Source organism: Sorangium sp. So ce394 (genome assembly GCF_051474665.1).
In the GTDB taxonomy this organism is placed as follows: Bacteria; Myxococcota_A; Polyangia; order Polyangiales; family Polyangiaceae; genus Sorangium; species Sorangium cellulosum_D.
In genome coordinates, this window is sequence record NZ_CP150339.1 from 12,748,787 (window position 1) to 12,773,489 (window position 24,703).

The following is a 24,703-nucleotide window of genomic DNA, read 5'->3' on the forward strand; positions in this document are numbered from 1 at the left end:
CATCGGCTCGCACGAAGAGACGTCTCCGAGTTCGCCCGCGCGTCATGGAGGGAGAGCGCGCGCGGTGACGTTACTCCGACGCCCCTCCTTCGCGCTCCTTGATTGTCGCTGTGGGGCCACTCGCACTCGCCTCGGCGTCGGAGGGTTCTGTCGCGATTTCCGTGGCCGCTGAGGCGGTTTTCGGAGCCTCGGTGGCGGTTTCTTGAGCCGTTGAGGCGGTTTTCGGAGCCTCGGTGGCGGTTTCTTGAGCCGCTGAGGCGGTTTTCGGAGCCTCGGTGGCGGTTTCTTGAGCCGCTGAGGCGGTTTTCGGAGCCTCGGTGGCGGTTTCTTGAGCCGCTGAGGCGGTTTCCGGAGCCGGGGTGGGGGGGGCCCCGGCCGTCGAGGCGGTTTCCGGAGCCGGGGCGGGGAGGGCCCCCGCCGTTGCGCCCCCCTCGGCCGCCGGCGCCGTCTCGGCCGCCGTCGCGGCCCCCTCCGCGCTCGTCGCCGCTGCCGCGGTCCTGGGCGCCTTCGCTGCAGCAGCCTTCGGCGCCTTCGCCGCTGGCTCCGGCGCCGCGGTCGCCGCCTCGGCGCCCGCCGTCGCCTCCGCGGCCTTCTCTGGCGCCTCTGCCGCCTTCGCCGGCGTCGCCTCCGCGGCCTTGGCCGGCGCCCCCGCCGCCTCCGCGGCCTTGGCCGGCGCCCCCGCCGCCTTCGCCTTCTTCTCCTTCGCCGCCTTCGCCTCGAGCGCGCCCGCCGCGATCGGCTCCCGCTTGCCGTGGCCGACCGCGCGCGGATCGCCGTACGGGAACGCCGCGCTGCCGCTCGCGTCGATCGGCTTGCGCGGCGCCTCCGGGTCGGTCGCCGGGCTCGGCGGTGGCGCGATCGGCCGCGGCGCGCGCAGCCGGTTGCCCGGGCCGGCCTGCGTCCAGACCTGCACGTCGCCGAGCACGCGCGTCCGGTTCGCCATCCGCCGCTGGCCCTTCGCGCCGAGCAGCCGCTCCAGGAAGGTCGGCGGCGACGTCGCGCCGGGCTCCCCCTTCACCCAGCACGTGTAGTCGCCGATGCCCGTGCCCCGGAACGTCTCGCGGCAGACCGCGATCCCGAGCTCGGCCGCGATCTCGCTGAGGAGCCGACCCGGCTCGGTCTCGACCGTCCTGTGCTCGTTGACGAAGGTGACCTTGGGCATCGCTCGACGGGCAGCGTCCTGCTCCCCCGCGGCGAGCGCGTCAAGAACCGCCGCTCGCGTCCCTCGCCACCCTCACGCGTCCATCGCGTTCCTCACGCGCCTTTCGCGTCCCTCACGCGCCCTTCGCGTCCCGCACGCGATGGAGCACCCGCGCGATCCCGAACAGATTCCACCCCGCGAACCCGAGGAACAGCGCGAACAGCGCGACCGCCCAGCGCGACGCGCGCGGCGAGCTGCCGTCGATCAGCAGCCAGGCGTCGTCCGTGACGGCCGTCCCCGTCTGCTCCTCGACCTCGGCGGCCAGCCGCGCGTGCCGGATGCCCGCGGCCTTGAACGGCACGAGCCGCCCGGCGAACGAGCTCGGCGGCACGAACCGCGGACCCTCGAACCCCTCCGGCACCCGGATCTCCACCCACAGCCCCGGGTTGCCAGCCACCGGCGCCAGCCGGAACGAGTCGCCCTCCGCGGCGCGGCCGTACCGGATCGCCCCGCGCGTCCCGAGCAGGCCCACCGCCCGCACGTACCGGTTCGCGAGCTCCGCCGTGGGGCGCAGCGGCGCGAGCTCCCCCACGTCCACGGGACGGCCGGGCGACAGCGCGTAGCGCGCCTCCCCGAACAGGGCGACCGCCATCCACAGCGCGGCCACCGCGGTCACCGCCATCAGCACCACCGTGACCGTGCGCTCCTGCCGCGGCGGCGACGGCAGCGCGAGCAGCTCCGGATCCGGCCCCGTCACGTCGAGACCAGCGCCGCCCGGACCGCGCGGGCCGTGCGTCATGGATTCAAGGGTCGAGGTCGGGTCGGTGGGCACGCTTCGCCGAGTATACAGCCGGAGCGCCGGCCGCGGTGCAGGGAGCCGCGCCGCGCGCTCCCTCCTCATCCATCCCGCATTCCATCCCGCGTCGCGCGCGGCCCGTCCCCATCTCGCGCGACGCGGGATGGGATGAGGGCGCGGGCCTCGCAGCACCCCGTCCGAGACAACCCGCGCCCGGCGCGGTTCCGGTCGACGCGCGCTTGCCCGCCCGCGGCGGCTTGCCTAGCCTAGCCGCGATGGCCTCGAAGAACGACAGCTCCATCGTCTGCCCGTCGTGCGGCGCGAACAACGCCTCGGTGACGGCGAGCGGGCGCTGCGTCGCGTGCGGCGCCCGGATGGGCTCGCTGCAGCCGCTCCGCGACGCCGACCTCGACCGCCACCGCCGCTACCAGCAGGAGGGCTTCTCGATCCTCTGGTGCCTCATCGCCCTCGTCCTCCAGAGCGTGCTCACCGCGGCCCTCGTCGGCGGCCTCCCCATGATCGTGCAGCAGCTCGACTTCGAGGGGTCCAACGGGATGATCGTCGCCATCCCCGTCTGGTTCATCGGCGGCGTCCTCCTCGGCATGATCTCGCCCGGCAAGACCTTCCTCGAGCCGGTCGTCGCCTCGTTCCTCGTCGCGATCCCGACCGTCTTCTACCTCCTGCAGAGCCAGACCGTCCGGACGATGCCGCTCTTCATGTACGTGATCATGGCGCTCATCGGCGTGCTGTTCACGCTGATCGGCTCCTACCTCGGCGAGCGCATCCAGATGGGCCCGCCCCCCCCGAAGCCGGCCGACTGAGGGCGCCCGGCGTGACGGCGAGGCCCGGCGCGACCAGGAGCGCAGGCGCAGCAGGGACGGCAGCGCAGCGGGCGGCGGCGGCAGCGCGGCGGGTCGCGGCGGCGCTCGCCGCGGTCGCCGCCCTGGCGGCCGCCGCCGGGTGCGGCCGGTCGGCCGAGGAGCAGGAGGCGGACGCGCTCCTGCACGCCATCGACACCCTACGCAACGCCCCCAGCGAGCCGCGCGCGGGGCGCGAGGCGCTGCTCGCCGAGCTCGAGCGGCAGCCCGCGTCGACCCCTCCGGCCGCGAGCGCCAGGGACACGTGCGCGCGGGCCTACCGCCTGCTGCTCGAGGCGACGGCCGCCGAGGCGCGCGTGCGCGCCCTGCTCGAGGCGCCCGAGGGGCCCGCGGCGCTGTCCGATCTGACCGACCTCGCCGCGGCCGACGCCAAGGTCAAGGAGAGCGCCGAGGTCATGCCGAGGTGCGCCGAGGCGCTCGCGGGGCTCCGCCGCGCCCGGCGCGGGATGTGACGGCCCGCGCCGAGGCGCTCGCGGGCCTCCGCCGCGCCCGGCGCGGGATGTGACGGCCCGCGCCGCGGCGCGCGGTGCGTCGTGGGGGGCCCGCGCGGTGCGTGGGGGGGGCCGCGCCGCCGAGAGAGATCGCTTCCGGACCGGGCAAGGGATCCGCGCTCGCGGTCCCCTGTGCTAAGACCGCCCTGCCATGTTCGACACGCTGACACGGGGCTTTCGTCAGGCCAGAAACCGCCTCGCCGGGCTCACGGAGCTCACCGAGAGCAACATCGACGCCGCGCTCCGCGAGGTGAGGCTGAGCCTGCTCGAGGCGGACGTCGAGATCGGGGTGGTCAAGGCGTTCCTCGCCCGGGTCAAGCAGGCCGCGCTCGGCCGCACCCTGGAGACGCGCGTGAAGCACGCCGGCGAGGTCCACCAGGTCTCGGCGAGCGACCACTTCATCAAGATCTGCCACGACGAGCTCGAGGCGATGATGACCCACGAGGGCGACGAGATCGCCTGGGCCGACGGCGGGCCCACGGGCATCATGATGGTCGGCCTCCAGGGCTCCGGAAAGACGACGAGCTGCGCGAAGCTCTCGCGCTACCTCGAGAAGCAGGGGCGCAAGCCGCTGCTCGTCGCCGCCGACATGCAGCGCCCCGCCGCCGTCGAGCAGCTCAAGGTGCTCGGCGAGCAGCTCAAGATCCCCGTGTTCAACCTCCCCGGCGAGTCGCCGGTCGCGATCTGTTCCGCGGCCCGGGGAGAGGCGAAGCGGCTCGGCCGCGACGTCATCATCTACGACACCGCCGGCCGCCTCGCGATCGACGAGCCGCTCATGCAGGAGCTCGCCCAGATCAAGGAGGCGACGTCGCCGGAGAACATCTTCCTCGTGGTCGACGCGATGATCGGCCAGGACGCGGTGAAGACGGCGCGCGGCTTCAACGAGCGGCTGTCGATCAGCGGCGTCGTCCTGACGAAGCTCGACGGCGACGCCCGCGGCGGCGCGGCGGTCAGCATCAAGGAGGTCACGGGCGCGCCGGTCCTCTTCAGCGGCATCGGCGAGACGGCGGACAAGTTCGAGCCGTTCCGCGCGGACGGCATGGCGAGCCGCATCCTCGGCATGGGCGACGTCGTCGGCCTGATGCAGGACTTCGAGGAGGTCGTCGACCAGAAGAAGGCCGAGAAGGACGCCGCGCGGATGCTCCAGGGCGACTTCACGCTCGACGACTTCCTCGACCAGGTGCGGATGATCCAGAAGATGGGGTCGCTGAAGGACCTCGTCGACAAGCTGCCCCTCGGCGGCATGTTCCCGGGCGGCCTGCCGCAGGACGTCAACCTGGACGACCGGGAGCTCGTCCGCATCCAGGCGATCATCCAGTCGATGACGCCCTTCGAGAAGGGCGACCCCTACGCGCTCGTCCGCGAGCCGAAGCGGGTGGAGCGCATCGCCAAGGGCTCGGGCTCGAAGCCCGAGGCCGTGAGCGAGCTCGTCCAGAAGTTCCTGTTCATGCGCCAGATGATGAGCGGCCTGGGCCAGAACATGGGCCTCATGGGCAAGATCCCGGGCATGAAGCAGATGGCCATGGCCAAGAACATGCGCGAGATGCAGAAGCAGATGATGGCCGGCGGCGGCATGCCCGGGATGGGGATGCCGGGCATGGGCCTCCCGGGCATGGGCTTCCCGGGCATGGGCTTCCCGGGCATGGGGATGCCGGGCATGGGCGGCTTCCCGGGCGCCGGCGCCGGGGGCCCGACCCTGACGAAGATGAAGACGCTCAGCGCCAGCGAGCGCAACGCCAAGAAGGCGCAGCGCAAGCGCGAGCGCGACGCCCGCAAGAAGGGGCGGAAGTAGCGGCGGCCGCGATGCGCCGCCCCCGCAGCCAGCGGCGCGCGGTCGACGAGGCGCGCGAGGCGCACGACGCGGGCGCGCGCCGGCGGGCCCTCGGCCTGGTGGCCGCGGTGCTCGCCGCCTCGTGCGCCTCGTGCTCCCGCGGCGGCGGGGGCGAGCAGGACGCGGCGGCCGCCGGGTCGGCAGGCCGGGCGCCGGCGAGCAGCGGCGCGGGCGCCGGCCAGGGCCAGCGGAGGGCGTCCGCGGCCGTGAAGGAGCTCGAGGTGCGCAAGCTCTCGCCCGGCGCGGCGGTCGCCATCGACGGCCGGCTGGACGAGCCGGCGTGGCAGGCGGCGGCGAGGACCGGCCCGTTCGTCAACGTGGGCACCGGCCGCGAGGATCCGTCGCTGCCCACGCAAGGCGAGGCGCGGCTGCTCTGGGACGATGCGTTCCTCTACGTCGGGTTCGACGTCAGCGACGCGACGATCACCGGGGGATTCCCGCAGGACGCGCGGGATCCGCACCTGTGGGAGCGGGACACGGTCGAGGTGATGATCGACCCGGACGGTGACGGGGACAACAAGGACTATTACGAGATCCAGATCAGCCCCCAGAACCTCGTCTTCGACGCTCAGTTCGACGACTACAACGCTCCGAGGGGCGGCCCGAGCGGGCCTTTTGGTCATCAGGAGTGGAGCGCGGGGCTGACGAGCGCGGTGACGCTGAGAGGGACGATCGACGACGGCTCGGACCAGGACCAGGGGTACGTGGTCGAGGCGAAGATCCCGTGGAGCGCGTTCGCGAAGGCGAAGGCGGCGCCGCCGTCGCCGGGGGACGCGTGGCGGATGAACTTCTATGCCATGCAGAACAACGGCGGCGCCGCGTGGTCGCCGATCCTGGGCGAGGGGAACTTCCACCGGGCGCGGCGGTTCGGGCGGGTCCGGTTCGCCGGGGCCGGGGGCGAGGCGAGCGGCGCGGGGGCGCCCGCGCGCGACGCGGGCGCCGCGCCCGTGACGGCGCCCGCGCGCGACGCGGGCCCGGCGCCCTCGGCGGCGCCGCCCGGCGCGGAGGGCGCCGCGGGCGAGAGGCCAGGCGTCGCGGCGCCCTCCGCGCCGGCCGGTCCGAAGCCGGGCTACCGGGCCGATCCGCCGGACCGCTGAGCTGCGGTGCCCGGCAGGCGCTCAGCGCTTCGCGCCACCGGCCGCGGCGCACGCCCGGGGCGCGGGCTCAGATCCGGGCGGCGTGGCTCGCCGTCGGGCGAGACGCGCCCTGCGGCGTGCCCGCCAGCGCGGCGTCGCCCATCGTGCCCGCCGTGGCGGTCGAGCGGGTCGTCGGCTCGGTCGCCCGCTGGACCCGGATCCGGTTGTGCACGTCCTCGACGCCCCGCACGCCCTCGGCGACGTGCTCGATGATGCGCTTGTGGTGGCGCTCGGGCACCGTGCCCTCGAGCGTCACCTCGTTGTTCTCCACCCGGACCGTGACATCGCTCACGTCGATGTCGCCGCGGTCCGAGAGCATCTCGCAGATGTCCTCCTGGATGCGCGCGTCCGAGCGCTTGTAGCCCTTCGGTCCACGGCCGAGCGCGCTGCGCACGCGATCTCCGACCTTGTGGAGCGCGTGGCTGACGCCCTCCAGCGCCGAGTGGCCGGACTCGCGTGCCGTGCGCGCGAGATCGTGGCTCTCCCCGTGGTACGGGCCGTCGCGCCACGCCTCATCGACGTGGGCATCGGGGCTCACGACGCGGGTCATGCCGAGGTGATACGCGCCGCCGAGGTTGAAGCTGTACGCGCTGGCCGCGGGGGGAAGGGGATTGCCGCCGAAGCTCCAGCTCGCATCGCGGCCGCCGACGTAGTCGCCGCCGCGATCGTCATGCGGAAAGCCGCGGTCCTGGTCGTCGAGGCCACGGCCTTCGCCGGCGAAGCGACCGTCATCGAGAGAGCGGCCCAGGTCGTCGCGCTGCGTCGTGGGCCTGTACGTGCGACCGTGCTCACGACCCCAGTCGCGGTGGTCGCGCGGGGCGTCCCCGCGATCGTAGATCGGGAGCGCGCGGCGGCGCTCGTCGCGAGCCCAGCCGCGCTCGGTGGAATAGCTCCGGTCGTCCCCGTAGCGCTGCTCCCAGCGGCGCTCATTCCGTCCGTAGTCCGTGTCCCTATCGAATCGATCTCGCATCCTGTGCCTCCTTTCCTCCTTGCGAGCCGTGGGCGTCAAACACGCCTCCGACGCGCGACTGCGCTGCGCGGCAGATCTCGCCACCCTGGTAGCGTGGAGCACGAACATGGGTCGCGTCGGCGCCCATTGCTACCGGGGAGAACCCTTCGTCTCGCGCCGGGGTGATCCCGAGGACGGCAAGTCACCGGATCAGCACAGAAGAGGCTGCTTTGAGGGATGGAGATGCCCGGCGCCGCCGGCTGGACCCCGGGATCCGCGCCCGAGCACGCGCTCGGTGCCGCGCGGGGTCCTCCTCGAATGGCGACGTCGCTACTGCTCTGCGCCGATCTCGCCGAGGAAGTCGTTGTAGGCGCCGACCTGCTTCGACAGGACCACGCCGACGCCGAGGTCGAACAGGCTGCCTTCGACGAGCTGCGGCGCGAGGATCTTCTTGACCGCGTCGAGGCCGATGCTCTTGATGCCGTAGACGATGTAGGGACCGAGGTACCCCTCGTAGTACTGCCGCTGGACGTGCGTGGCCCTGATGCGACCCTGGCGCATGTACTCGGCGGTCTGCGGCGCGAAGTCGAAGGCGACGATGGGGAGGCCCGTCGCGCGCGCGGCGTCCGCGGCCAGCACGCATCGATACGAGTCGCTGAACATCCCGATCAGGCCCACGACGGGCGGGTCCGCGTCCTCGATCTGGCCCCTCATCGCCTCGACGTCCTTGGCTTCGTCATCATAGATCGATTGATGTACGATAACGTCGTAACCGGCTTTCTCGAACACGTCCCTGGCGCCGTCGGTTCGATGGACACCGTCGAGCCAGATCGGGTCGGCCCAGCCGTGGATGAGCACCGTGCCCGGCCCCTTGGGCAGCATCCGGAGCAGGGTGTTCCCCGCCGCTTCCCCGGCAGAATAGCTGCGTATCCCGACGTAGATCGAGCGGTTCGAGCCCGCCAGATCGGTGTCGAGCGTCACCACGGGGATCCCCTTCGCGGTGGCCTTGTCGAGCGCGGTCGCGTTGCCTTCGCCGAACGGCGTGATGGCTATCCCCTCGGCGCCCTCCGCCAGCGCACGTTGTATCTGCTCCGTCTGGAACTTCGTCAATTGCTCTTGATCTGTCGAAGCATCGGTGGACCCGAGCACGTTCCCCGTGGCCCTCCCGGAGACCCCGAGCTCCCCCATGGCGCGGTTCGCGCCCGTGGCGATCGGCGCAAAGAAGTCGTGGAGGGACTTCAGCAACACCGCGATCTGCATCGGCTGGATCGAGCTCTTGTTGATCTCGGCGACGAGCTCGTCGATCGTCGCCTCGATCCTCTCCGGGATGAACTCGTTCGGAGGGAGCGGTATTCGCTTGATGGGTGCGGCTGTCTGCGCCGCGTCCGTATCGCTCGCGCCGCAGGCCGCCGTCATCAGCGCGAGCCCGATGGCGGCTGCCCAATCTCGCCCAGTCATCGTCATGAGTCCCCTCCTGATGCGTCGTCGCTCGTTCGTACGTGGCTCGTACGGTCGCGCGCGCTGCCCTCGCGCGCAGATCAGACCTGCAACGACCTCAGAGACACGGCATCACAGCGAGGAGCGGCCTGTCAAGTGGCGCCCAGGGAAGAAACTTCAGATCTGGATTGGGGATCACGTAAAGCTGCTGTGGAAACCCGTGTGGCCAGGATCCATCCTGGGAGACCGCGGTACGTGTACGTGGTTGGCGGCCCCTCTGCCAGCGTCACGGCGCCGCTCGTGGACACCGCCATGAGCGGCTGAGTCGCAGCGGCGCGCGCCCCGGGCCCCCAGCCGGCGAGCGCGCGGCCGAGCGAGGCGAGCAGCCTGCGCAGCGGCGCGCCGGCGAGGTGCCGCGCCGCCCGCGCTCGCGGCCCGCGGGGCGGTGACAGCGCCCTCGCAGCAAAGCGGGCCCATGCGGCGGCCGCTGCGCTAAGCTCCGCGCCCTGTGCCCGTCCTCACCGCTCACGATCTCCACAAAGCCTTCGGCCCGCAGACCATCCTCGACGGCGTCTCCGTCACCATCCGCACGGGCGAGCGCGTCGGCCTCGTCGGGCTGAACGGCTCCGGCAAGAGCACGCTCGCCCGCATCCTCGCGGGCGTCGAGCAGCCGGACGGCGGCACCATCTCCCGCCGCCGCGGCGCCGAGATCGGCGTCCTCTCCCAGGACCCGGTCTTCGAGCCGTCCGACACCGCGCGCGACGTCGTGCTCGCCGGGCTCTCCGCGTGGCACGCCGCCAAGGCCCGCCACGACGAGGTGAGCCGCGCGCTGGCCGCCGGCTCCGGCGACGCCGAGGCGCTGCTCGCCGAGCAGACCGAGGCCGCGGCCGACGTCGAGCGGCTCGGCGGGTGGGACATGATGCACCGGGTCGACGCCATCATCGGCCACGTCGGCGTCACCCGGCCCGACGCGCCCATGAGCGTGCTCAGCGGCGGCGACCGCCGGCGCGTCGCCCTCGCCCGCCTGCTCGTCTCGCGACCCGCCCTCGCCGTGCTCGACGAGCCCAGCAACCACCTCGACGTCGAGACCGTCGAGTGGCTCGAGCGCTACCTCGTCGAGGAGCACCCCGGCGCCCTGCTCCTCATCACCCACGATCGCTACCTGCTCGACCGGGTCGTCGAGCGGACGCTCGAGATCGACAAGGGCAAGGTCTACAGCTACGACGGCGGCTACGAGGAGTACCTCGAGCAGAAGGCCGAGCGCCTCGCGCTCGAGGCGCGCACCGAGTCGAACCGGCAGAACTTCCTGCGCACCGAGCTCGAGTGGCTGCGGCGCCAGCCGAAGGCGCGCACCGGCAAGCAGAAGGCGCGCATCCAGCGCGCCGAGACGACCAAGGCCGCCCCGCCGCCGAAGGCCGAGCGCACCGCGCAGCTCTCGGTCGAGTCGGTGCGCACCGGCAAGACCATCCTCGAGCTGAAGAAGCTCGGCCTCGCGGTCGACGGCAAATGGCTCGTGCGCGGCCTCGACTTCTCCCTGACCAAGGGCGAGCGCGTCGGCATCGTCGGCCGCAACGGGACGGGCAAGACAACGATGCTCCGGGCGATCCTCGGCCAGCTCGAGGCCGGAGCCGACGGCGCGGCGCCCGCCGACCCGCGCGGGCCCACCATGGAAGGCGAGGTCGTGCTCGGGAAGAACACGAGCGTCGCCTACTTCGACCAGCACCGCAGCGGGCTCGACCTCGACAAATCGATCTTCGAGAACATCGCGGGCTCGCACACGCGCGTCGAGGTCGGCGGCCGATCCATGGACGTGCGCAGCTACCTGGAGCGGTTCCTCTTCGATCCGAACAAGGCGCGGCAGCCGGTGGGCTCGCTGTCCGGCGGCGAGCGGGCGCGGGTCGCCCTGGCGAAGATGCTCACCCAGAGCGTCAACGTGATCATCCTCGACGAGCCCACGAACGACCTCGACGTGATGACCCTGGCCGCGCTCGAGGAGATGCTCATCGAGCTCGACGGCTCGGCGCTGGTCGTGACCCACGACCGCTGGTTCCTGAACCGGGTGGCGACCTCGATCCTCGCGTTCGAGGGCGGCGGCCGGGTGGTGCGGTACGCGGGCAACTACGACGCCTACCGCGAGCAGCGCGCCCACGCCGCGGCCGAGGCGGAAGCGGAGGCGGCGGCGCGGGCCGCGAAGGCGCAGGCCGCGGAGCCCCGGCCCGCGCAGGCGGCGGCGAAGCCCGCGGCGCGGGCCGGCGACAAGCCGAAGCTCACGTTCGCCGAGCGGACCGAGCTCGAGGGCATCGTCGGGCGGATCGACGCGGCCGAGCAGAAGGTCGCCGAGCTCGAGGCCAAGCTCGCCGATCCGACGCTCTACGCGAGCCGCGGCGCGGACGTCGCGGGGCTGCTCGCCGAGCTCGATCGCGAAAAGCAGGAGGCCGCGCGCCTCGTCAGCCGGTGGGAGGAGCTCGAGACGAAGCGCGAGGCCGCCGGCAAGGGGTGACCGGCCGCGCGGGCCCATGCGACGGCCCTTGTCGGCGCTCCGCCGCCCGGCGACCATGGCCCCATGATGACCGTGTTCGAGGTGGTCCTCGCCCCGGGGACAGGCAGCGCCGACCTGCTCAGCGCCGAGGTGCTGCGCGAGACCGGCGCGCAGATCATGACCCTCCAGGAAGCGGAGGCGGTCGGCTTCCAGGGCCTCAAGGCGCTGGACGGCGCCGGCGACGTCCGGCTCATCGCCGTGCGCGCGAGCGACGCCCCCTGGATCCACCGCTGCCTGGAGACCAGCGGGGCGGTCGTCTCGTTCCGGGCCCACCAGGTCGACTGAGCCGCCCCGGCGCGACCCGCGCGACCGGCCCCCCGGCACCCATGGCGGCCAGCCGATGAGCGCAGCCCGAGAGCTCCGGCGCTCGCCGCCGGCGTCCCTGCTCCAGACGGTCGATCGCCACCGAGCGCAGGCGTCCCTGCGCCTCGACCCCGCCCGGCGCTCCGAGCTCGGCCAGTTCCTGACGCCCCCCCGCCTCGCCTCGTTCATGGCGTCGCTCTTCCAGCGCCTCGGCGGGTCGGTCCGCGTCCTCGACGCCGGCGCGGGCGTCGGCTCCCTCACCGCGGCGCTCGTCGCCGAGGCGTGCTCCCGGCCCGACCCGCCGACGGACATCGTCGCCGTCGGCTACGAGCTCGACGCCGCGCTGGTAAAGCATCTTTCCCAAGGCATGCGCGCGTGCCGCGACGCCTGCCGCGCGGCGGGCATCGCGTTCCACGGGCGCGCCGTCCGCGCCGACTTCATCGCCGCGGCCGTCGAGGAGCTCTCCCTGCCCGGGCCGCGCGCGGGCTTCACCCACGCGATCCTGAACCCGCCCTACAAGAAGCTCGGCGCCCGCTCGGCGGCCCGGCGCGCGCTGCGCCGCGCCGGGATCGAGGCGAGCAACCTCTACGCCGCGTTCCTGGCGCTCGCGGTGCGCGTCCTCGATCCCGGCGGCGAGCTCGTCGCCATCACGCCGAGGAGCTTCTGCAACGGCCCTTATTTTCGCGCCTTCCGCGAGCTGTTCCTGCGCGAGATGTCGCTCTTCCGGGTGCACGTCTTCGAGTCGCGGACGGCGGCGTTCGCGGAGGACGACATCCTGCAGGAGAACGTCGTCGTCTGCGGCGTGAAGGGCGCGCCGCCGGGCGCCGTGCTCGTCTCGTCGAGCAACGGCCCGGACGACGGGCCGATCGCGGCGCGGGTGGTCCCCCTCGCCGAGGTGGTGCGGCCGGGCGACCCGGAGCGCTTCATCCACGTCGTCCCGGATCAGGCCGGGAAGGACGTGGCGGACGCGTTCGCGCGGCTGCCCGCGCGCCTCGCCGATCTCGGCCTCTCGATCTCCACGGGCAAGGTCGTCGACTTCCGCGCTCGGGCGCTCCTCCGCACGGACCCCGCGGCGGACACCGCGCCGCTCATCTACCCCGCGCACCTCGACGCCGGCGTGGTCCGCTGGCCGAGGCCCGGAAAGAAGCCGAACGCCCTGGTCGATTGCGCCGCGACAGCCCACCTCTGGATGCCGAGCGGGACCTATGTCGTGGTCAAGCGCTGCTCCTCGAAGGAGGAGCGCCGGCGCATCACGGCGGCCGTGTTCGATCCGGAGGGGGTGCCCTGCGCGCGCGTGGGCTTCGAGAACCACCTCAACGTCTATCACCGGGGCGGCGCCGGGCTGCCGCCGCTCCTCGCCCGCGGCCTGCGCGCGTTCCTGAGCTCCACGCTCGTCGACACGTATTTCCGGCAGTGGAGCGGCCACACGCAGGTCAACGCCGCCGACCTCCGGCGGCTCACGTACCCCGCCGCGGCGTCGCTCGAGCGGCTCGGCGCCCGCACCGGCGATCGCGCCCTCGGCCAGCGCGAGATCGATCGCGCCGTCGAGGAGGCGCTCGGCGCGGGCCCGTGAGGCGCCCTCCCCGGCGGCGGCCCGCCGGCATGCCGTGAATGCCAGTCCGGCGCCGGACGCAGAGAACATGGCGTTTCGGCGGGCGCGCCGAAGCCGGCGAACCTCGCCTTCGGGGACATCGACGAGAGCCGGTGTCCATCGCCACGAGGGGAATGCTCTCTCCGAGGAAAATGGCGAGTCTCGTGCGCGCGCGTGGCTCGCTTCACCGCATCTTCTGCTGTGCGAAAGATGCGGTGTGGTTGCTTTATCGACCGGCGATGGTAACAACACCGCATGTTTCATTCCTCTCTGCGTGGTCACGCGCTCCTCGCGCTCTTCGCCCTCTCCGCGCTCGCGCCGGGCTGCGGATCGGAGCGGCCGCAAGCGGGCGATACGAAGCCGCCGGCCTCGGGGCCCGGCCAGGGGGCGCCGTTCGAGAACCCCGGCGGAATGTGGATGCCCGAGCAGATGGCGCAACACAAGGATCAGCTCGAGGCGCTCGGCCTCGAGATCGATCCGGCGTCGCTCACCGATCCCACGGCGTCCCCGCTCGGCGCGGTGGTGAGCCTCGGCGGCTGCTCGGCGTCGTTCGTCTCGCCCGACGGGCTCATCGCGACCAACCATCACTGCGCCACGCGGGCGCTCCAGTACAACTCCACCCCGGAGCAGGATCTCCTGACGAACGGCTACCTCGCGAGGACCCGCGCCGAGGAGCGGTGGGCCGGCCCCACCGCGCGCGTCTTCGTGACCCGCGCCTTCCGCGACGTCACCGGCGAGGTGCGGCGCGGCCTCGAGGCGATCTCGGGCGATCTCGAGCGGTATGAGGAGATCGAGCGGCGCAAGAAGCGGCTCGTGGCCGCGTGCGAGGAGGGGCGCCCGGAGATCCGGTGCTCCATCGCCGAGTATTTCGGCGGCGGCCAGGTCTCCTTGATCGAGCAGCTGGAGATCAAGGACGTCCGCCTCGTCTACGCCCCGCACGAGGCCATCGGCAACTTCGGCGGCGACGTCGACAACTGGCGCTGGCCGCGCCACACCGGAGATTTCACCTTCTTCAGGGCCTATGTCGGCAAGGACAACCGCCCCGCGAGCCACGCGGACGACAACGTGCCTTACCGCCCGGCGCACCACCTGAAGCTCGCCTCCGCGCCGCTCCACCAGGGCGACCTGGTGATGGTCGCCGGCTACCCCGGCACGACGAACCGGCTCCGGACCGCGGCGGAGGTGGAGTCCGCCGTGTCGTGGCAGTACCCGAAGCGGGTCTCGTTCTACGAGGAGTCGATCGCCCTCCTGGAGGGTCTCGGCAAGAACGACCCGGCGGTGCGCATCAAGGCGCATTCCACCATCCAGGGCTACAGCAATTACCTGCTCAAGACGCGCGGCCTCCTCGAGGGGCTGGTCCAGGGCGGCCTGGCCAAGGAGAAGGCCAAGCTGGAGGGCGAGCTCAAGGCCTGGATCGACGCCGACCCGGAGCGCAAGGCGGCCTACGGCGGCGTGATCGAGAAGATCGCCGCGCTGCACGACGACCAGCGGACGACGCGCGACCACGACGCGGCCGTGGGGGAGATCCTCTCGTCCGCGAGGCTCCTCGACGCGGCGGTGACCCTCGTGCGCATGGCGGAGGAGCGGTCCAAGCCGGACGCCGAGCGCGAGGCCGAGTACCAGCAGCGCAACTGGGAGCGGCTCGAGCAGGCGCAGGTGTCGCTGCAGAAGTCCTACGACCGCGCGATCGACCGGAGCACCTTCAAGCTGGCCCTGAAGCGCGCGCTGCGGCTCGATCCGAAGGACAGGCCGGCGCTCGTCGGGAGCCTCGCGGGCGGGGTGCCGCCGACCGAGGCCGCCCTCGGCGCGGCGGTCGACGCCCTCTATGAGAAGACGGCGCTCGAGGACGCGGCGACCCGGGTCAAGCTGCTCAAGACGGCGACGACCGAGGAGCTCAAGGCGAGCGGGGATCCGATGATCCGCCTGGCCCTCGCGCTCGCGCCCGTCGACAAGGCCATCGAGGCCCGCGACAAGGCCTACGCCGGGGCGATGGCCCTCGTGAAGCCGCGCTTCGTCGAGGCGCTCCGCGCGTACCGGGGCGGCATGCTCGCGCCCGACGCGAACGGCACCCTCCGCATCACCTACGGCACGGTGCGGGGCTACCGCCCGGAGCTCGACAAGCCGGTCTATCGGCCGTTCACCGTCCTCAGCGAGGTCGTGAAGAAGACCACCGGCAAGCCGCCGTTCGACACCCCGGAGCCCCTGCTCGAGGCCGCCCGCGAGCGGCGCTTCGGCCCGTACGTGGACGACGATCTCGGCGAGATCCCGGTCTGCTTCCTCAGCGATCTCGACATCACCAACGGCAACTCCGGCTCCGCCACGCTGAACGCGCGCGGCGAGCTCGTCGGCCTCGCCTTCGACGGCAACTACGAGGCGATGGCCTCCGACTGGCTCTTCATGCCGTCGATCACCCGGACCATCCACGTCGATCACCGCTACATGCAATGGGTGATGGACGCCGTGTCCGGCGCCGACGCCGTGCTCAAGGAGATGGGCGGCTCGCCCGTCCTCCCGTAACTCAGCCCGGGCGGCGCCGGCGCGCGATCCGATGCGACCGCATCGTCACGCGCCGGCGTCGTCGGACGAGACCCGCACCTCGCCCTCGGCCACCGTCCACAGGATCGACGTGCAGCTCCTGCCGAACGCCCGGTCGTGGGTGACGAGGAGCAGCGCGCCCGGGTAGTCGGCGAGCGCGCGCTCCAGCCGCTCGATCGAGGGCAGATCGAGGTGGTTGGTCGGCTCGTCCAGCACCAGCGCCCACGCGTGCTGCCCGAGCCCGAGCGCGATCATCAGCTTGCGCGCCTCGCCCGGCGACGGCCGCGCCGACGCGAGCAGCCGGCCCGGCTCCACCCCGAGCGCCGCCACCAGCGACATCACCCGCCCGCGCTCCTCCGGGGGCAGGCGCCGCGCCCGCGCGAGCAGCGCCTGCTCCTCCGCCTCGCCGAGCTCCTGCGGCACATAGAGCACCTTCTCGGACGGCACCCGCGCGCCCTCGAGCAGCGCCTTCACCAGCGTGGTCTTGCCGCTGCCGTTCGGGCCCGCGACCCGGATGCGGTCCTCGCGGCCGACGCTGAGCCGCACGTCCCGGAGCAGCGCCCGCCCCTCGCCGCCGGCGCGGATCTCGGGCGCGTCGAGCACGAACAGCCACGGCGCGGGCGACCGCTCGTAATCGACGAACACGCTGCGGCCCACGGCCTTCTCGAACTCGAACTCCCCCGCCTCGGCCGACACCTTCTCGAGCTTGCGCCGCGTCACGCCCACGGTGCGCGACAGCCGCGCCTCGGCCGCGGCCACCCGGATGCCCGCGAGCATGCCGCGGGCGTCGTGATCGCGCGGGCCCTTGACCCGGTTCTTCGTGCTCCGCTCCGCGTCGGCCGCGGCCTGCGTCCGCCGCTCCTCGCCGAGCCGGCGGCGGAGCTGCCGCTCCTCGGCGCGCAGCCGCTGGTGCGCCTCCTCGCGGCCGCGCGCCTCCGACTCCCAGAGCTCCTTGGCCGCGCTGTACCCGCCGGGGTAGAGCCGCGCCGCGGCCCTGTCGACCCGGATCGTGCCGACCGTCAGCGCGTCGAGGAGCTCGCGATCGTGCGAGACGCACGCGCCGATCCCCTGGAATCCGCCGAGCGCGCCGGCGAGCAGCGCCCGCGCGTCCGCGTCGATGTGGTTCGTCGGCTCGTCGAGCAGGAGCACGTCCGGCTCGGCGGCGAGCGCCGCGCCGATCTGCCACCGCTTGCGCTCGCCCGGCGACAGCGTGGCCCAGCGCTCGAGCTCCGCCGGGTCGAGGAGGAGCTCGCCGCGCAGCCGGCGCGCGAGGCCGTCCTCGGCCTCGGCGAGCGCGCGGATCGCCGCGTCCGCGTGCTCCACGGCCTGCGGGCAGACCGCGATCGTCGCGCCCCGCGGCTCGACGCGCAGGCCCCCGGCGTCGGGCTCGAGGTCGCCGGAGAAGAGCCGGAGCAGCGTGGTCTTGCCGGCGCCGTTCGGCCCGACGATCCCGTACCAGCCGGGCGTGAGGCAGAGATCGACGTCGGTGAGGATCGGGGACGCGTCGGAATAAGCAAAGGAGAGGCGGTGCGCGCGCAACGACGACATACAAGCTCCTGAATCCGAGGGCCACGCGGCCCGGTCACGGGACGGGCGGGCTGCGCCGCGCGCCAGGGCTCATGCGACCTGGCGCGCTCGCGACCCGCGACGGAGACCGATTCAGGAGCTGATCTTCACCGGAGCACTCTCCTCTTGCGTCAGCCGCACTCTGTAACAGACGGACCTGGCTCACGCAACCTCCGCCCCGCAGGCGGCGCGGTGTCGCGGCGCCGCAAGGGCGCGCGTCAGGCACGTTCCCCCGGCGGACTGGGCCTCAGGGAAACAGCTTTGCCGCGAGCTCGGGCTTTCCGGCCAGGAGCTCCCGCAGGCTCGGGGTCACGCTCTCGAGCAGCGCGGGCCCGAGCTTCGCCTCCTCGACCCAGCGCCAGTCGATGGGGCCGAGGGGCGGCTCGGGGTCGTACTCGATGAGGCTCTGGATCGTGCGCGCCACCTCGTTGCCCGCGAGCCGCGCGACGAGGGCGAGCGCCATGTCGATGCCCGCCGACACGCCCGCGGCCGTGATGACGTTGCCGTCCTCGACCCACCGCTTGCGCACCGGGACCGCCCCGAGGCGGCCGAGGTGCTCGAGGAAGGTCCAGTGCGTGGTCGCGCTGCGCCCCTCGAGCAGCCCCGCCGCCGCGAGGATGATCGACCCGGTGCACACCGAGCCGAGCACCTCGGCGCTCCTCCCCGCGGCGCGGACGTACGCCATGAGCCCGTCGTTCGCGATGGCCTTGATCGGGCCGGCGAGGCCGCCCGGGACCACGAGCCCGAACGGCGCCGGAACCTGCTCGAACGTCCGCTCCGGCTGCGCGCCGAGGCCCACGTCGGTGGGCACGGGCTCGAGCCGCTCTCCGACGGTGACGACGTCGAACGCGCCGAAGCGCTCGAGGTTCTTGATGACCTGGAGCGGCCCGACGAGGTCGAGCAGCGTCATGTCCGGATACACGAGGAACGCGATCTGCCTAGTTTGCATGGGCCCTCCGTGGTGGGTTGGCGAGCCGAGATCCTTACGCGGCCAGGAAGCCGCCGTCGACCGGGAGCGCGGCGCCGGTCACGTAGCCCGCGCCCTCCGAGCAAAGCCACAGCGCGGCGCCCGCGATCTCGTCCTCGGTCGCCATGCGCCCCAGCGGGTGCTGCGCGACGAGCGCCCGCACCAGCTCGGGCGCGAACGCCTCGGCCTGCTCCATCGCGGGCGTGCGGGTGACGCCGGCGCAGAGCGCGTTCACGCGGATCCCCCGCGGCGCGACCTCGAGCGCCACCGACCGCGTCATCCCGACGACCGCGTGCTTGGACGCGACGTACGCGTGGTGCGCGGCCTTCCCGGCGACGCCGTAGATCGAGCTCATGTTGACGATGGCGCCCCCGCCCGACCCGAGCATGGCCGGGATCTCGTGCCGCATGGCCAGCCAGACCCCGCGGGCGTTCACCGCCATGACGTCGTCCCACACCGCCTGGTCGGCGTCCTCGAGGCGCGCCATGTCGCCGCCCACGCCCGCGCAGTTCGCCGCGACGTCGAGCCGGCCGAAGCGCTGCACCGTCTGCTCCACGGCGCGCCGCACCGAGGCCTCGTCCCGCACGTCGGTCGGGACGAACAGCGGCGGCGCGCCCTCCCGCTCGATCGCCGCGCAGGCCCGCCGCCCGGCGTCCTCGCCGCGCGCGGCCACCGCGACCCGCGCCCCGCCGCGCGCGAACGCCCGCGCCGTCGCGAGGCCGATGCCGGAGGTGCCCCCGGTGACGAGGGCGACCCGCCCGGAGAAGTCGTACGTGATCATGACAGCTCCCTTCCTTGTGAAACCGCGCGGCGTCCGCGCCGAGGCCGCGTGGAACTACGCGGCGTCCGCGCCGAGGCCGCTCCGGATGAACCGCACCGCCTGCTGCGCGAGGCGGCGGCGGCGCTTCGGACCGAGCTGCTTGCGCAGCGCGTCCGAGGCCAGCACCTCGTGGAGCTCGGCCCCGAGCTCCTGGAGCACGACCTCGGTCAGCCCGGGGCCGACGACGGCGGAGACGAGGCGCGTCGCGACCTCGAGGCTCGTGTCGGTCGCGCGGAGGGCGCCGCTCGCGACGCCCTGCTCGAGCAGGGCCCGGAGCTCGGCGACGCCGGCCTCGCAGATGGCCCGGTGCAGGCCGCGGACCTCGGCGTCCGCCGTCGGGTCCGCGGCCGCGGCCGACAGGCGGGCGAGGCGCGGGTGCTCGACGAGGAACGCCATGCCGCGCTCGATCTGGGCCTCGAGCCGCGCCCAGAGGTCGCCCTCCAGGGCCGCGGCGCCGACGAACTCGCGCTTGCGCCGCGGCGCCTCCTCGGTGAGCAGCCACCGGTACAGATCGAGCTTGTCCTCGAAGTACTGATAGAAGCTGCCCTTCGGGATGCGGGCGCGGCGCGCGATCTGCGACAGCGACGCCTCGGCGTAGGTCCGATCCGCGAACTCGGCGATCGCCTCGCGCACGAGGCGGTCCCGCCGCTCCTCGGGCAGCCCAAAGAACGTGCTCTTCGGCATGCGACCGATCAGTCATATGACCGATCGGTCGCATGGTCAAGGAGGCGCGCCGGGCTGTGGGCGGGATCGCGGACGCGGCGCGGTCGCCCGCCGCGCCGCCAGATGGGCGATGGCGGGCGAGTTGGGCGATGATGGAGGCGTGAGGGCGGCACCCGCCCCGCGCACCCCCTTTCTACCAAGGACCGATCCGTGACCAGCACCCAGCCGATGATCCAAGGAAGCGTGGCCCCTGGCTTCGAGCGCGTTCGCGACGCGTTCGTCGAGAACCTCACGCGACAGGGCGAAGCCGGCGCGTCGTTCTGCGCCTACGTGGACGGCGTCGAGGTCGCCCACCTCTGGGGAGGCGAGGCCCGCCCCGGCGTCCCGTGGACCGCGGACACCCTCGCGTGCGGGGCCGCCGTGGGCATCGGCGTCGCCGCCCTCGTGGCGCAGCGGCTCGCGGACCAGGGCAAGCTCGACGTCGACGCGCCGGTCGCCGCGTACTGGCCGGAGTTCGCGGCGGAAGGCAAGGGCGCGATCACGGTGCGCATGGTCCTCGGCCACAGCGCCGGGCTGCCCTGGTTCCCCGACCCCGAGCTGCGCGTGCGCCTCGACCGCCCCGAGACGCTGCTCGACAGCGAGGCGATCCTCCGGCTCATCGAGGCGGCGCCGCCGGTCTGGGAGCCGGGGACGCAGTGTGGTTACCACACGGCCACCTACGGCTGGCTCGTCGGCGAGATCGTCCGCCGCGTCACGGGCAAGAGCCTGGGGACCTACCTGCGCGACGAGATCGCGGGGCCGCTCGGGGCCGAGTACTGGATCGGGCTGCCCGAGGCCGAGCACCACCGGGTCGCGTGGATGAGCCCCGATCCGATCACGGATACCGACCAGTTCTACAAGTTCCTCAACGCCGACACGCCGCCCGGCAAGGCGATGTTCATGAGCCCCCACCGGCGCTTCGGGGACATGATCCGGGATGGGATGAACCACCCGACGTTCTGGCGGGCGGAGCTCGCGTCCCGCAATGGGGTGGGGACCGCCCGCGGCGTCGCCCGGCTGTACGCCATGCTCGCCTCGGGCGGAGAGCTCGACGGCGTCCGGGTGGTCTCGGCCGACTCCACGGCTCGCCATATCGAGGTGCAGTACGACGGCAACGACTTCATCTGGGGCAACCCGCTCCGGGTCGGCCTCGGCTACATGCGGCCCTCGGCGAGCGTGGGCATGGGCCCGCACGACGAGGCGTTCGGCCACCCCGGGTTCGGCGGCGCGATCGGCTTCGCGGATCCCGTCTCCCGGGTCGGCTTCGCCTTCCTCCCGAACCGCATGGTCCTCGCGCTCACGACCGACGCGCGGGCCGAGACGCTCGCGTCGGCGCTCTACGCGTGCCTGAAGACCTCCGCCTGAGGGCCGGTGGTGCCGCATTGCCGGCGTGCGCGTTACCATGGAGTGACGGAGATCCATGATCTCCTGTTCCCGCCCTCCTCCCGCTCTCCCGCGATCCTGTTGAAATCTCACCGCCGCCGGGGGGCTCTCGTCCTTCGGCGGCGGCGCGCGACGTCGCGGCACGTCGACGGCCCGCCGCCCCGGCCGACGCGGCGGCGCGCGACGGCTGCGGCGGGTGCGGCCAGCCGCGCGTGGGATCGATCGCGCCGCGTCACGGCCGCCGCGACCACCTCCGGGAACGGTGATCGCGCTCCGGGACGGAGCGAGGCGTTCATCTTGCATAGCGGGCGAGCTCGACGTCGTGCAGTGCTGTCTCGCTGCAATCCGCGTCACATCGAAAGTGAATTACTTCGCCGCCAGCATCTCTGGAAGGGGCCACGGGCGTTCGATCCAACGCACGCCTCGGGCTCTGTCGTCGATGAGGCGCGCTCCATGGAGCGCGCGCCGAGGCGGTGTGCCCGGGCCGCGCGTCATGCATTCAGAGATGAAATGCGCGGTGAGCGAGGCTTTCATTGCTGCACAGTCGCTCCCGAGAGCTCATGCGGATCATCCGGTCGCCGCTGGCCAGGGATCGCAATGCTTGTCCACCGGATGGCCACTGCAGTGTCGTCCAGGTGCAGTAGGTCTCGCCGGCGCCGCCTCCATGAGGACAAGCGCGCGTCGGGCGCGCAGAAATGTATTTTTATTTACGCTGCCTTGCTGTCGCCGTCGGCCACCGCGCCTGCAGACTCGGTATGCCCGACGCTTCGAACGCGTGACTGAACCCACGCCCGAACGCGCGAACGCGCGAGCCAACGCGCCAACGTCGTCGTGAGGAATTCTCCTACAAAGAATACAGTTGCGCATTTGTCCGCATCGTATATACCACGCTGTCATCAGATGGAGGAGCACCGACGACTCATCGGACGTCCGCAGCAATGAAGAGAGCTTAACGGTTCTCTCGTTGGCTCTGGTCTCATGATGCACCGGGAGATGCCCTCGCTGCAGTCCAGGCGATCGTGAGTCGCGCGCTCGCATCATCGCGAGCGCGACGACGACCGAGGAACGCGGCCACGCCGCGCGGGAGCCGAGCCCATGGCTCGCGCCGCGCGGCGGCCGCGAAGCGCCTTGCAGGCGAGCGATGCGCCCAGGTGGCCACGCACCAGAGTATTGCGGGGTTGCGTCCCGAGTCGTCCGACGGGTGCTCTCTCCAGCGCTAGGCAAGCTGTTCTCGGAGCAGCGCCGACCAACGCCATAGCGCCGCCCAGAACAACATCTGAGGCACCACCCCACTGCACGTTGGTGGACGTGCGCCGTCATGGCGTTGCGGCCGTGTCCTCCCCACGTCACAGGAGAGCCCAATGACTCGACTGAACTTGTTTGCCCCCGATGTGCGAGAGAACCCATACCCCTTCTATGCGGCGCTGCGGCGAGGGTCGCCGGTGTGCCAGGTCGAGCCGAACGGGATGTGGGTCGTCACGCGGTACGACGACGTCGTCGCGGCGCTGAAAGATACGCAGGTGTTCTCGTCGGCGGGGCTGCGCGTCGCCTCCGAGCCGCCTCACCTGCAGCGCCACAACCCCCTGTCCGACTCGCTGATCCTCGCAGACCCGCCGCGGCACAGCCAGCTGCGCAACCTCATCGGCCGCGCGTTCACCGCCGCCACGGTCGGCTCGCTGGAAGCCGACATGCGCTCGACGGCGGCGCGGCTCGCCGACGAGATGTCGCGGCGCCGCGTGGTCGACTTCGTGTCTGATTTCGCACATCCGGCGCAGGCGAACGTCCTCGTCCAGCTGCTCGGCCTGGACCCGGCGCGACAGGGGAGCTTCCAGCGCTGGACGACGGACATCCTCGGCGTCGCGGCGATCGCGCCGGACGACGAGCGGCGGCTCTTCGAGGTGCGCAGGACCATCGACGAGATGGAGACGTGCATGAGAGAGCTGCTGGAGAGCCGCCGTCGCCAGCCGGGGAGCGATCTGGTGAGCGGCCTGCTCCGGTCGCGGGTGAACGACTGCGCGCTGACCGACGAGGACCTGATGGGCTTTCTCTTCCTGCTCTTCGTCGCAGGGCTGGAGACGGCCGTCACGCTGATGACCCACACGGCGTTGATCCTCGCCCGTCGCCCGGTCTGGATGGATCGCTTGCGGGCGGAGCCCGGGCTCAGCGCGCACTTCATCGAGGAGGTGCTGCGGTTCGAGCCTCCCGTGCACGCGACGATGCGGCTCACCCTCGCCGAGACGGAGCTCTCGGGCGTCCGGGTCCCCGCGCACGCCGTGGTGGCGCTGCTCGTGGGCTCGGCGCTGCGCGACGAGGCGAAGTTCCAGGACCCCGATCTCTTCGATCCGGCGCGCCGCGCGCCGGCGAGCCTGGCGTTCGGCCACGGCGCTCATGCCTGTATCGGGGCCATGCTGGCCCGGGCGCAGGCCCGGGTCGTGCTCGATGAGCTCCTGCGCCGCTACCGGCGCGTCGAGCTCCGCGCCGAGCGCCTCGACTGGAACGTCTCCCTCAACACCCGTTGTCCGCTCGCGCTCCCCGTCGAGGTGATCCCCGCCTGACGACATCGCCGCTCGCGCGCGGCTCACCACCCATGAAAGCAGAAGAAGATTCACGGTTTGCGTTGGAGTGTAGGATGTCGTCCGGTCGAACAAGCGTCGTGGTCAGCAAGAACGAAGCGGACCACTTCGAGTATCCGTTCTCTGCGTCGTGTCACCCCATGGTCGACGCCGCCGAGCGCCGCACGCTGCAGTGGGTGCGCCGGCTGCGGCTGGCGCCCGACGAGCGGGCGCTCTGGCGCATCAAGGCGGCGAGCGTCGCTCACCTGGCGGGGTGGGTGTTCCCCTCCGCGAACGTGCAGGTCTTGCAGGTCGCGTCCGATTTCACGGCCGTGCTGTTCCTGCTGGACGACGCTTACGACGAGGGCTCGCTCAGCGCGGACCCTCAAGGCGTCGCGAGGCTGAACGAGAAATACCTGGGCGAGCTCTTCGGCTATGTGCAGCCGGACATGGACGACCCGCTGACGCGCGGGTTGCTCGATATCCGCGACAGGATCAGGGAAGGTAACCCCCACTTCTTCCTGAACCGATGGCTCTCGCATTTCCAGTACTACTACGAGGCCAACCTGTGGGAGGCGAACAACCGCATGCGCGGGAGGGTCCCACGCCTCGAGGAGTACGTCATGATGAGGCGCTACAGCGGGGCGGTCTACCCCTACTGTGATCTGATGGAGCTGCAGCTCGATCAGCCGCTGCCCCTCGAGGTCGTCCAGCACCCGCTGCTCCGGAGCGTCCGCGAGATCTGCAACGATATCCTGTGCTGGACGAACGACTACTTCTCGCTCGAGAAGGAGCTGCGGTCGGGCGAGGTGCACAACCTGATCGTCGTGCTGCGAGACAGCGACGGCGTCACGCTGGAGGAGGCCACCGCGCGCCTCAGGCGCATGCACGACCAGCGGGTCTCGGACTACCAGGACGTGAAGGACAGGGTGCTCTCGCTGTGGCCGACGGACGGGATCCGCCAGTACCTGGACGCGACCGACGCGATGATCGCGGGCCATCAGCGCTGGGCGATCGCCGCGCTCCGCTACGCCGAGGTGCCCGGGGTCGCCGCGCACGCCGGCTGAGCGCTCGCGGTATGCGTGC

The 24,703-nt window shown here is 72.4% G+C and carries 19 protein-coding genes; 11 read left to right on the plus strand and 8 right to left on the minus strand.

Annotation, left to right across the window (positions count from 1 at the left end; all coding sequences use genetic code 11):
* Window positions 1-70 precede the first annotated feature (70 nt).
* Complete coding sequence (locus tag WMF33_RS47100; protein ID WP_437334683.1) at window positions 71-1,162, minus strand: hypothetical protein; 1,092 nt, start codon at window positions 1,160-1,162, stop codon at window positions 71-73.
* 112 nt (window positions 1,163-1,274) lie between these two features.
* Window positions 1,275-1,940 (minus strand): hypothetical protein, encoded by a 666-nt coding sequence (locus WMF33_RS47105; protein WP_437334684.1) that lies wholly within the window; start codon window positions 1,938-1,940, stop codon window positions 1,275-1,277.
* 272 nt (window positions 1,941-2,212) lie between these two features.
* On the opposite strand from WMF33_RS47105, the gene WMF33_RS47110 reads away from it, so the two are divergent.
* From WMF33_RS47110 to WMF33_RS47125, 4 genes are all read left to right on the plus strand, one after another.
* On the plus strand, window positions 2,213-2,758 hold the full coding sequence (locus tag WMF33_RS47110) for a hypothetical protein (RefSeq protein WP_020741727.1): 546 nt from the start codon (window positions 2,213-2,215) through the stop codon (window positions 2,756-2,758).
* Window positions 2,759-2,769: 11 nt separating this feature from the next.
* Entirely contained in the window at window positions 2,770-3,267 is a 498-nt protein-coding gene (locus WMF33_RS47115; protein ID WP_437334685.1) for a hypothetical protein, read from the plus strand.
* Between the two features lie 190 nt (window positions 3,268-3,457).
* Window positions 3,458-5,098 carry a signal recognition particle protein gene (ffh, locus tag WMF33_RS47120; RefSeq protein WP_437334686.1) on the plus strand — a complete coding sequence of 547 codons (1,641 nt, stop codon included), beginning with the start codon at window positions 3,458-3,460 and terminating at the stop codon, window positions 5,096-5,098.
* Window positions 5,099-5,109: 11 nt separating this feature from the next.
* On the plus strand, window positions 5,110-6,234 hold the full coding sequence (locus WMF33_RS47125; protein WP_437334687.1) for a carbohydrate-binding family 9-like protein: 1,125 nt from the start codon (window positions 5,110-5,112) through the stop codon (window positions 6,232-6,234).
* A 67-nt stretch (window positions 6,235-6,301) separates the two neighbouring features.
* On the opposite strand, the gene WMF33_RS47130 is transcribed toward WMF33_RS47125, so the two are convergent.
* Both WMF33_RS47130 and WMF33_RS47135 read right to left on the minus strand, forming a co-directional pair.
* Window positions 6,302-7,243: a BON domain-containing protein gene (locus WMF33_RS47130; RefSeq protein ID WP_437334688.1), complete on the minus strand. Its 942-nt coding sequence runs from the start codon at window positions 7,241-7,243 to the stop codon at window positions 6,302-6,304.
* A gap of 309 nt (window positions 7,244-7,552) precedes the next feature.
* A complete protein-coding gene (locus WMF33_RS47135) occupies window positions 7,553-8,686 on the minus strand; it encodes a substrate-binding domain-containing protein (protein WP_437334689.1) in 1,134 nt (377 codons plus the stop codon).
* A 481-nt stretch (window positions 8,687-9,167) separates the two neighbouring features.
* Between WMF33_RS47135 and WMF33_RS47140 the strand changes: the two genes are divergently transcribed.
* The 4 genes from WMF33_RS47140 (at window position 9,168) to WMF33_RS47155 (ending at window position 15,609) form a co-directional block, all read left to right on the plus strand.
* Complete coding sequence (locus WMF33_RS47140) at window positions 9,168-11,159, plus strand: ABC-F family ATP-binding cassette domain-containing protein (protein ID WP_437334690.1); 1,992 nt, start codon at window positions 9,168-9,170, stop codon at window positions 11,157-11,159.
* 63 nt (window positions 11,160-11,222) lie between these two features.
* A complete protein-coding gene (locus WMF33_RS47145; protein ID WP_020741734.1) occupies window positions 11,223-11,483 on the plus strand; it encodes a hypothetical protein in 261 nt (86 codons plus the stop codon).
* Window positions 11,484-11,538: 55 nt separating this feature from the next.
* A complete protein-coding gene (locus WMF33_RS47150; RefSeq protein WP_437334691.1) occupies window positions 11,539-13,074 on the plus strand; it encodes an Eco57I restriction-modification methylase domain-containing protein in 1,536 nt (511 codons plus the stop codon).
* A 273-nt stretch (window positions 13,075-13,347) separates the two neighbouring features.
* On the plus strand, window positions 13,348-15,609 hold the full coding sequence (locus WMF33_RS47155) for a S46 family peptidase (RefSeq protein WP_437334692.1): 2,262 nt from the start codon (window positions 13,348-13,350) through the stop codon (window positions 15,607-15,609).
* Window positions 15,610-15,654: 45 nt separating this feature from the next.
* On the opposite strand, the gene WMF33_RS47160 is transcribed toward WMF33_RS47155, so the two are convergent.
* From WMF33_RS47160 to WMF33_RS47175, 4 genes are all read right to left on the minus strand, one after another.
* Window positions 15,655-17,175, minus strand: a complete 1,521-nt coding sequence (locus tag WMF33_RS47160) for an ATP-binding cassette domain-containing protein (RefSeq protein ID WP_437334693.1) — start codon at window positions 17,173-17,175, stop codon at window positions 15,655-15,657.
* 265 nt (window positions 17,176-17,440) lie between these two features.
* Window positions 17,441-18,142, minus strand: a complete 702-nt coding sequence (locus WMF33_RS47165) for a DJ-1/PfpI family protein (RefSeq protein WP_437334694.1) — start codon at window positions 18,140-18,142, stop codon at window positions 17,441-17,443.
* Between the two features lie 34 nt (window positions 18,143-18,176).
* Window positions 18,177-18,941, minus strand: coding sequence for an SDR family NAD(P)-dependent oxidoreductase (locus WMF33_RS47170; protein WP_437334695.1), 765 nt, complete (start codon window positions 18,939-18,941; stop codon window positions 18,177-18,179).
* Between the two features lie 54 nt (window positions 18,942-18,995).
* Window positions 18,996-19,664 (minus strand): TetR/AcrR family transcriptional regulator, encoded by a 669-nt coding sequence (locus WMF33_RS47175; protein WP_061629046.1) that lies wholly within the window; start codon window positions 19,662-19,664, stop codon window positions 18,996-18,998.
* Window positions 19,665-19,853: 189 nt separating this feature from the next.
* Between WMF33_RS47175 and WMF33_RS47180 the strand changes: the two genes are divergently transcribed.
* From WMF33_RS47180 to WMF33_RS47190, 3 genes are all read left to right on the plus strand, one after another.
* A complete protein-coding gene (locus tag WMF33_RS47180; protein ID WP_437334696.1) occupies window positions 19,854-21,047 on the plus strand; it encodes a serine hydrolase domain-containing protein in 1,194 nt (397 codons plus the stop codon).
* A 1,409-nt stretch (window positions 21,048-22,456) separates the two neighbouring features.
* Window positions 22,457-23,620 carry a cytochrome P450 gene (locus WMF33_RS47185; protein WP_437334697.1) on the plus strand — a complete coding sequence of 388 codons (1,164 nt, stop codon included), beginning with the start codon at window positions 22,457-22,459 and terminating at the stop codon, window positions 23,618-23,620.
* Window positions 23,621-23,694: 74 nt separating this feature from the next.
* Window positions 23,695-24,684: a terpene synthase family protein gene (locus tag WMF33_RS47190; RefSeq protein ID WP_437334698.1), complete on the plus strand. Its 990-nt coding sequence runs from the start codon at window positions 23,695-23,697 to the stop codon at window positions 24,682-24,684.
* The last annotated feature ends 19 nt before the right edge of the window (window positions 24,685-24,703 follow it).

Bases quoted from the DNA above. Each gene is read 5' to 3' on its own strand.
- WMF33_RS47100 (WP_437334683.1), bottom strand. From the start codon at position 1,162: ATGCCCAAGGTCACCTTCGTCAACGAGCACAGGACGGTCGAGACCGAG.
- WMF33_RS47105 (WP_437334684.1), bottom strand. From the start codon at position 1,940: ATGACGCACGGCCCGCGCGGTCCGGGCGGCGCTGGTCTCGACGTGACG.
- WMF33_RS47110 (WP_020741727.1), top strand. From the start codon at position 2,213: ATGGCCTCGAAGAACGACAGCTCCATCGTCTGCCCGTCGTGCGGCGCG.
- ffh (WP_437334686.1), top strand. From the start codon at position 3,458: ATGTTCGACACGCTGACACGGGGCTTTCGTCAGGCCAGAAACCGCCTC.
- WMF33_RS47125 (WP_437334687.1), top strand. From the start codon at position 5,110: ATGCGCCGCCCCCGCAGCCAGCGGCGCGCGGTCGACGAGGCGCGCGAG.
- WMF33_RS47130 (WP_437334688.1), bottom strand. From the start codon at position 7,243: ATGCGAGATCGATTCGATAGGGACACGGACTACGGACGGAATGAGCGC.
- WMF33_RS47135 (WP_437334689.1), bottom strand. From the start codon at position 8,686: ATGACGATGACTGGGCGAGATTGGGCAGCCGCCATCGGGCTCGCGCTG.
- WMF33_RS47145 (WP_020741734.1), top strand. From the start codon at position 11,223: ATGATGACCGTGTTCGAGGTGGTCCTCGCCCCGGGGACAGGCAGCGCC.
- WMF33_RS47150 (WP_437334691.1), top strand. From the start codon at position 11,539: ATGAGCGCAGCCCGAGAGCTCCGGCGCTCGCCGCCGGCGTCCCTGCTC.
- WMF33_RS47155 (WP_437334692.1), top strand. From the start codon at position 13,348: ATGTTTCATTCCTCTCTGCGTGGTCACGCGCTCCTCGCGCTCTTCGCC.
- WMF33_RS47160 (WP_437334693.1), bottom strand. From the start codon at position 17,175: ATGTCGTCGTTGCGCGCGCACCGCCTCTCCTTTGCTTATTCCGACGCG.
- WMF33_RS47165 (WP_437334694.1), bottom strand. From the start codon at position 18,142: ATGCAAACTAGGCAGATCGCGTTCCTCGTGTATCCGGACATGACGCTG.
- WMF33_RS47170 (WP_437334695.1), bottom strand. From the start codon at position 18,941: ATGATCACGTACGACTTCTCCGGGCGGGTCGCCCTCGTCACCGGGGGC.
- WMF33_RS47175 (WP_061629046.1), bottom strand. From the start codon at position 19,664: ATGCCGAAGAGCACGTTCTTTGGGCTGCCCGAGGAGCGGCGGGACCGC.
- WMF33_RS47190 (WP_437334698.1), top strand. From the start codon at position 23,695: ATGTCGTCCGGTCGAACAAGCGTCGTGGTCAGCAAGAACGAAGCGGAC.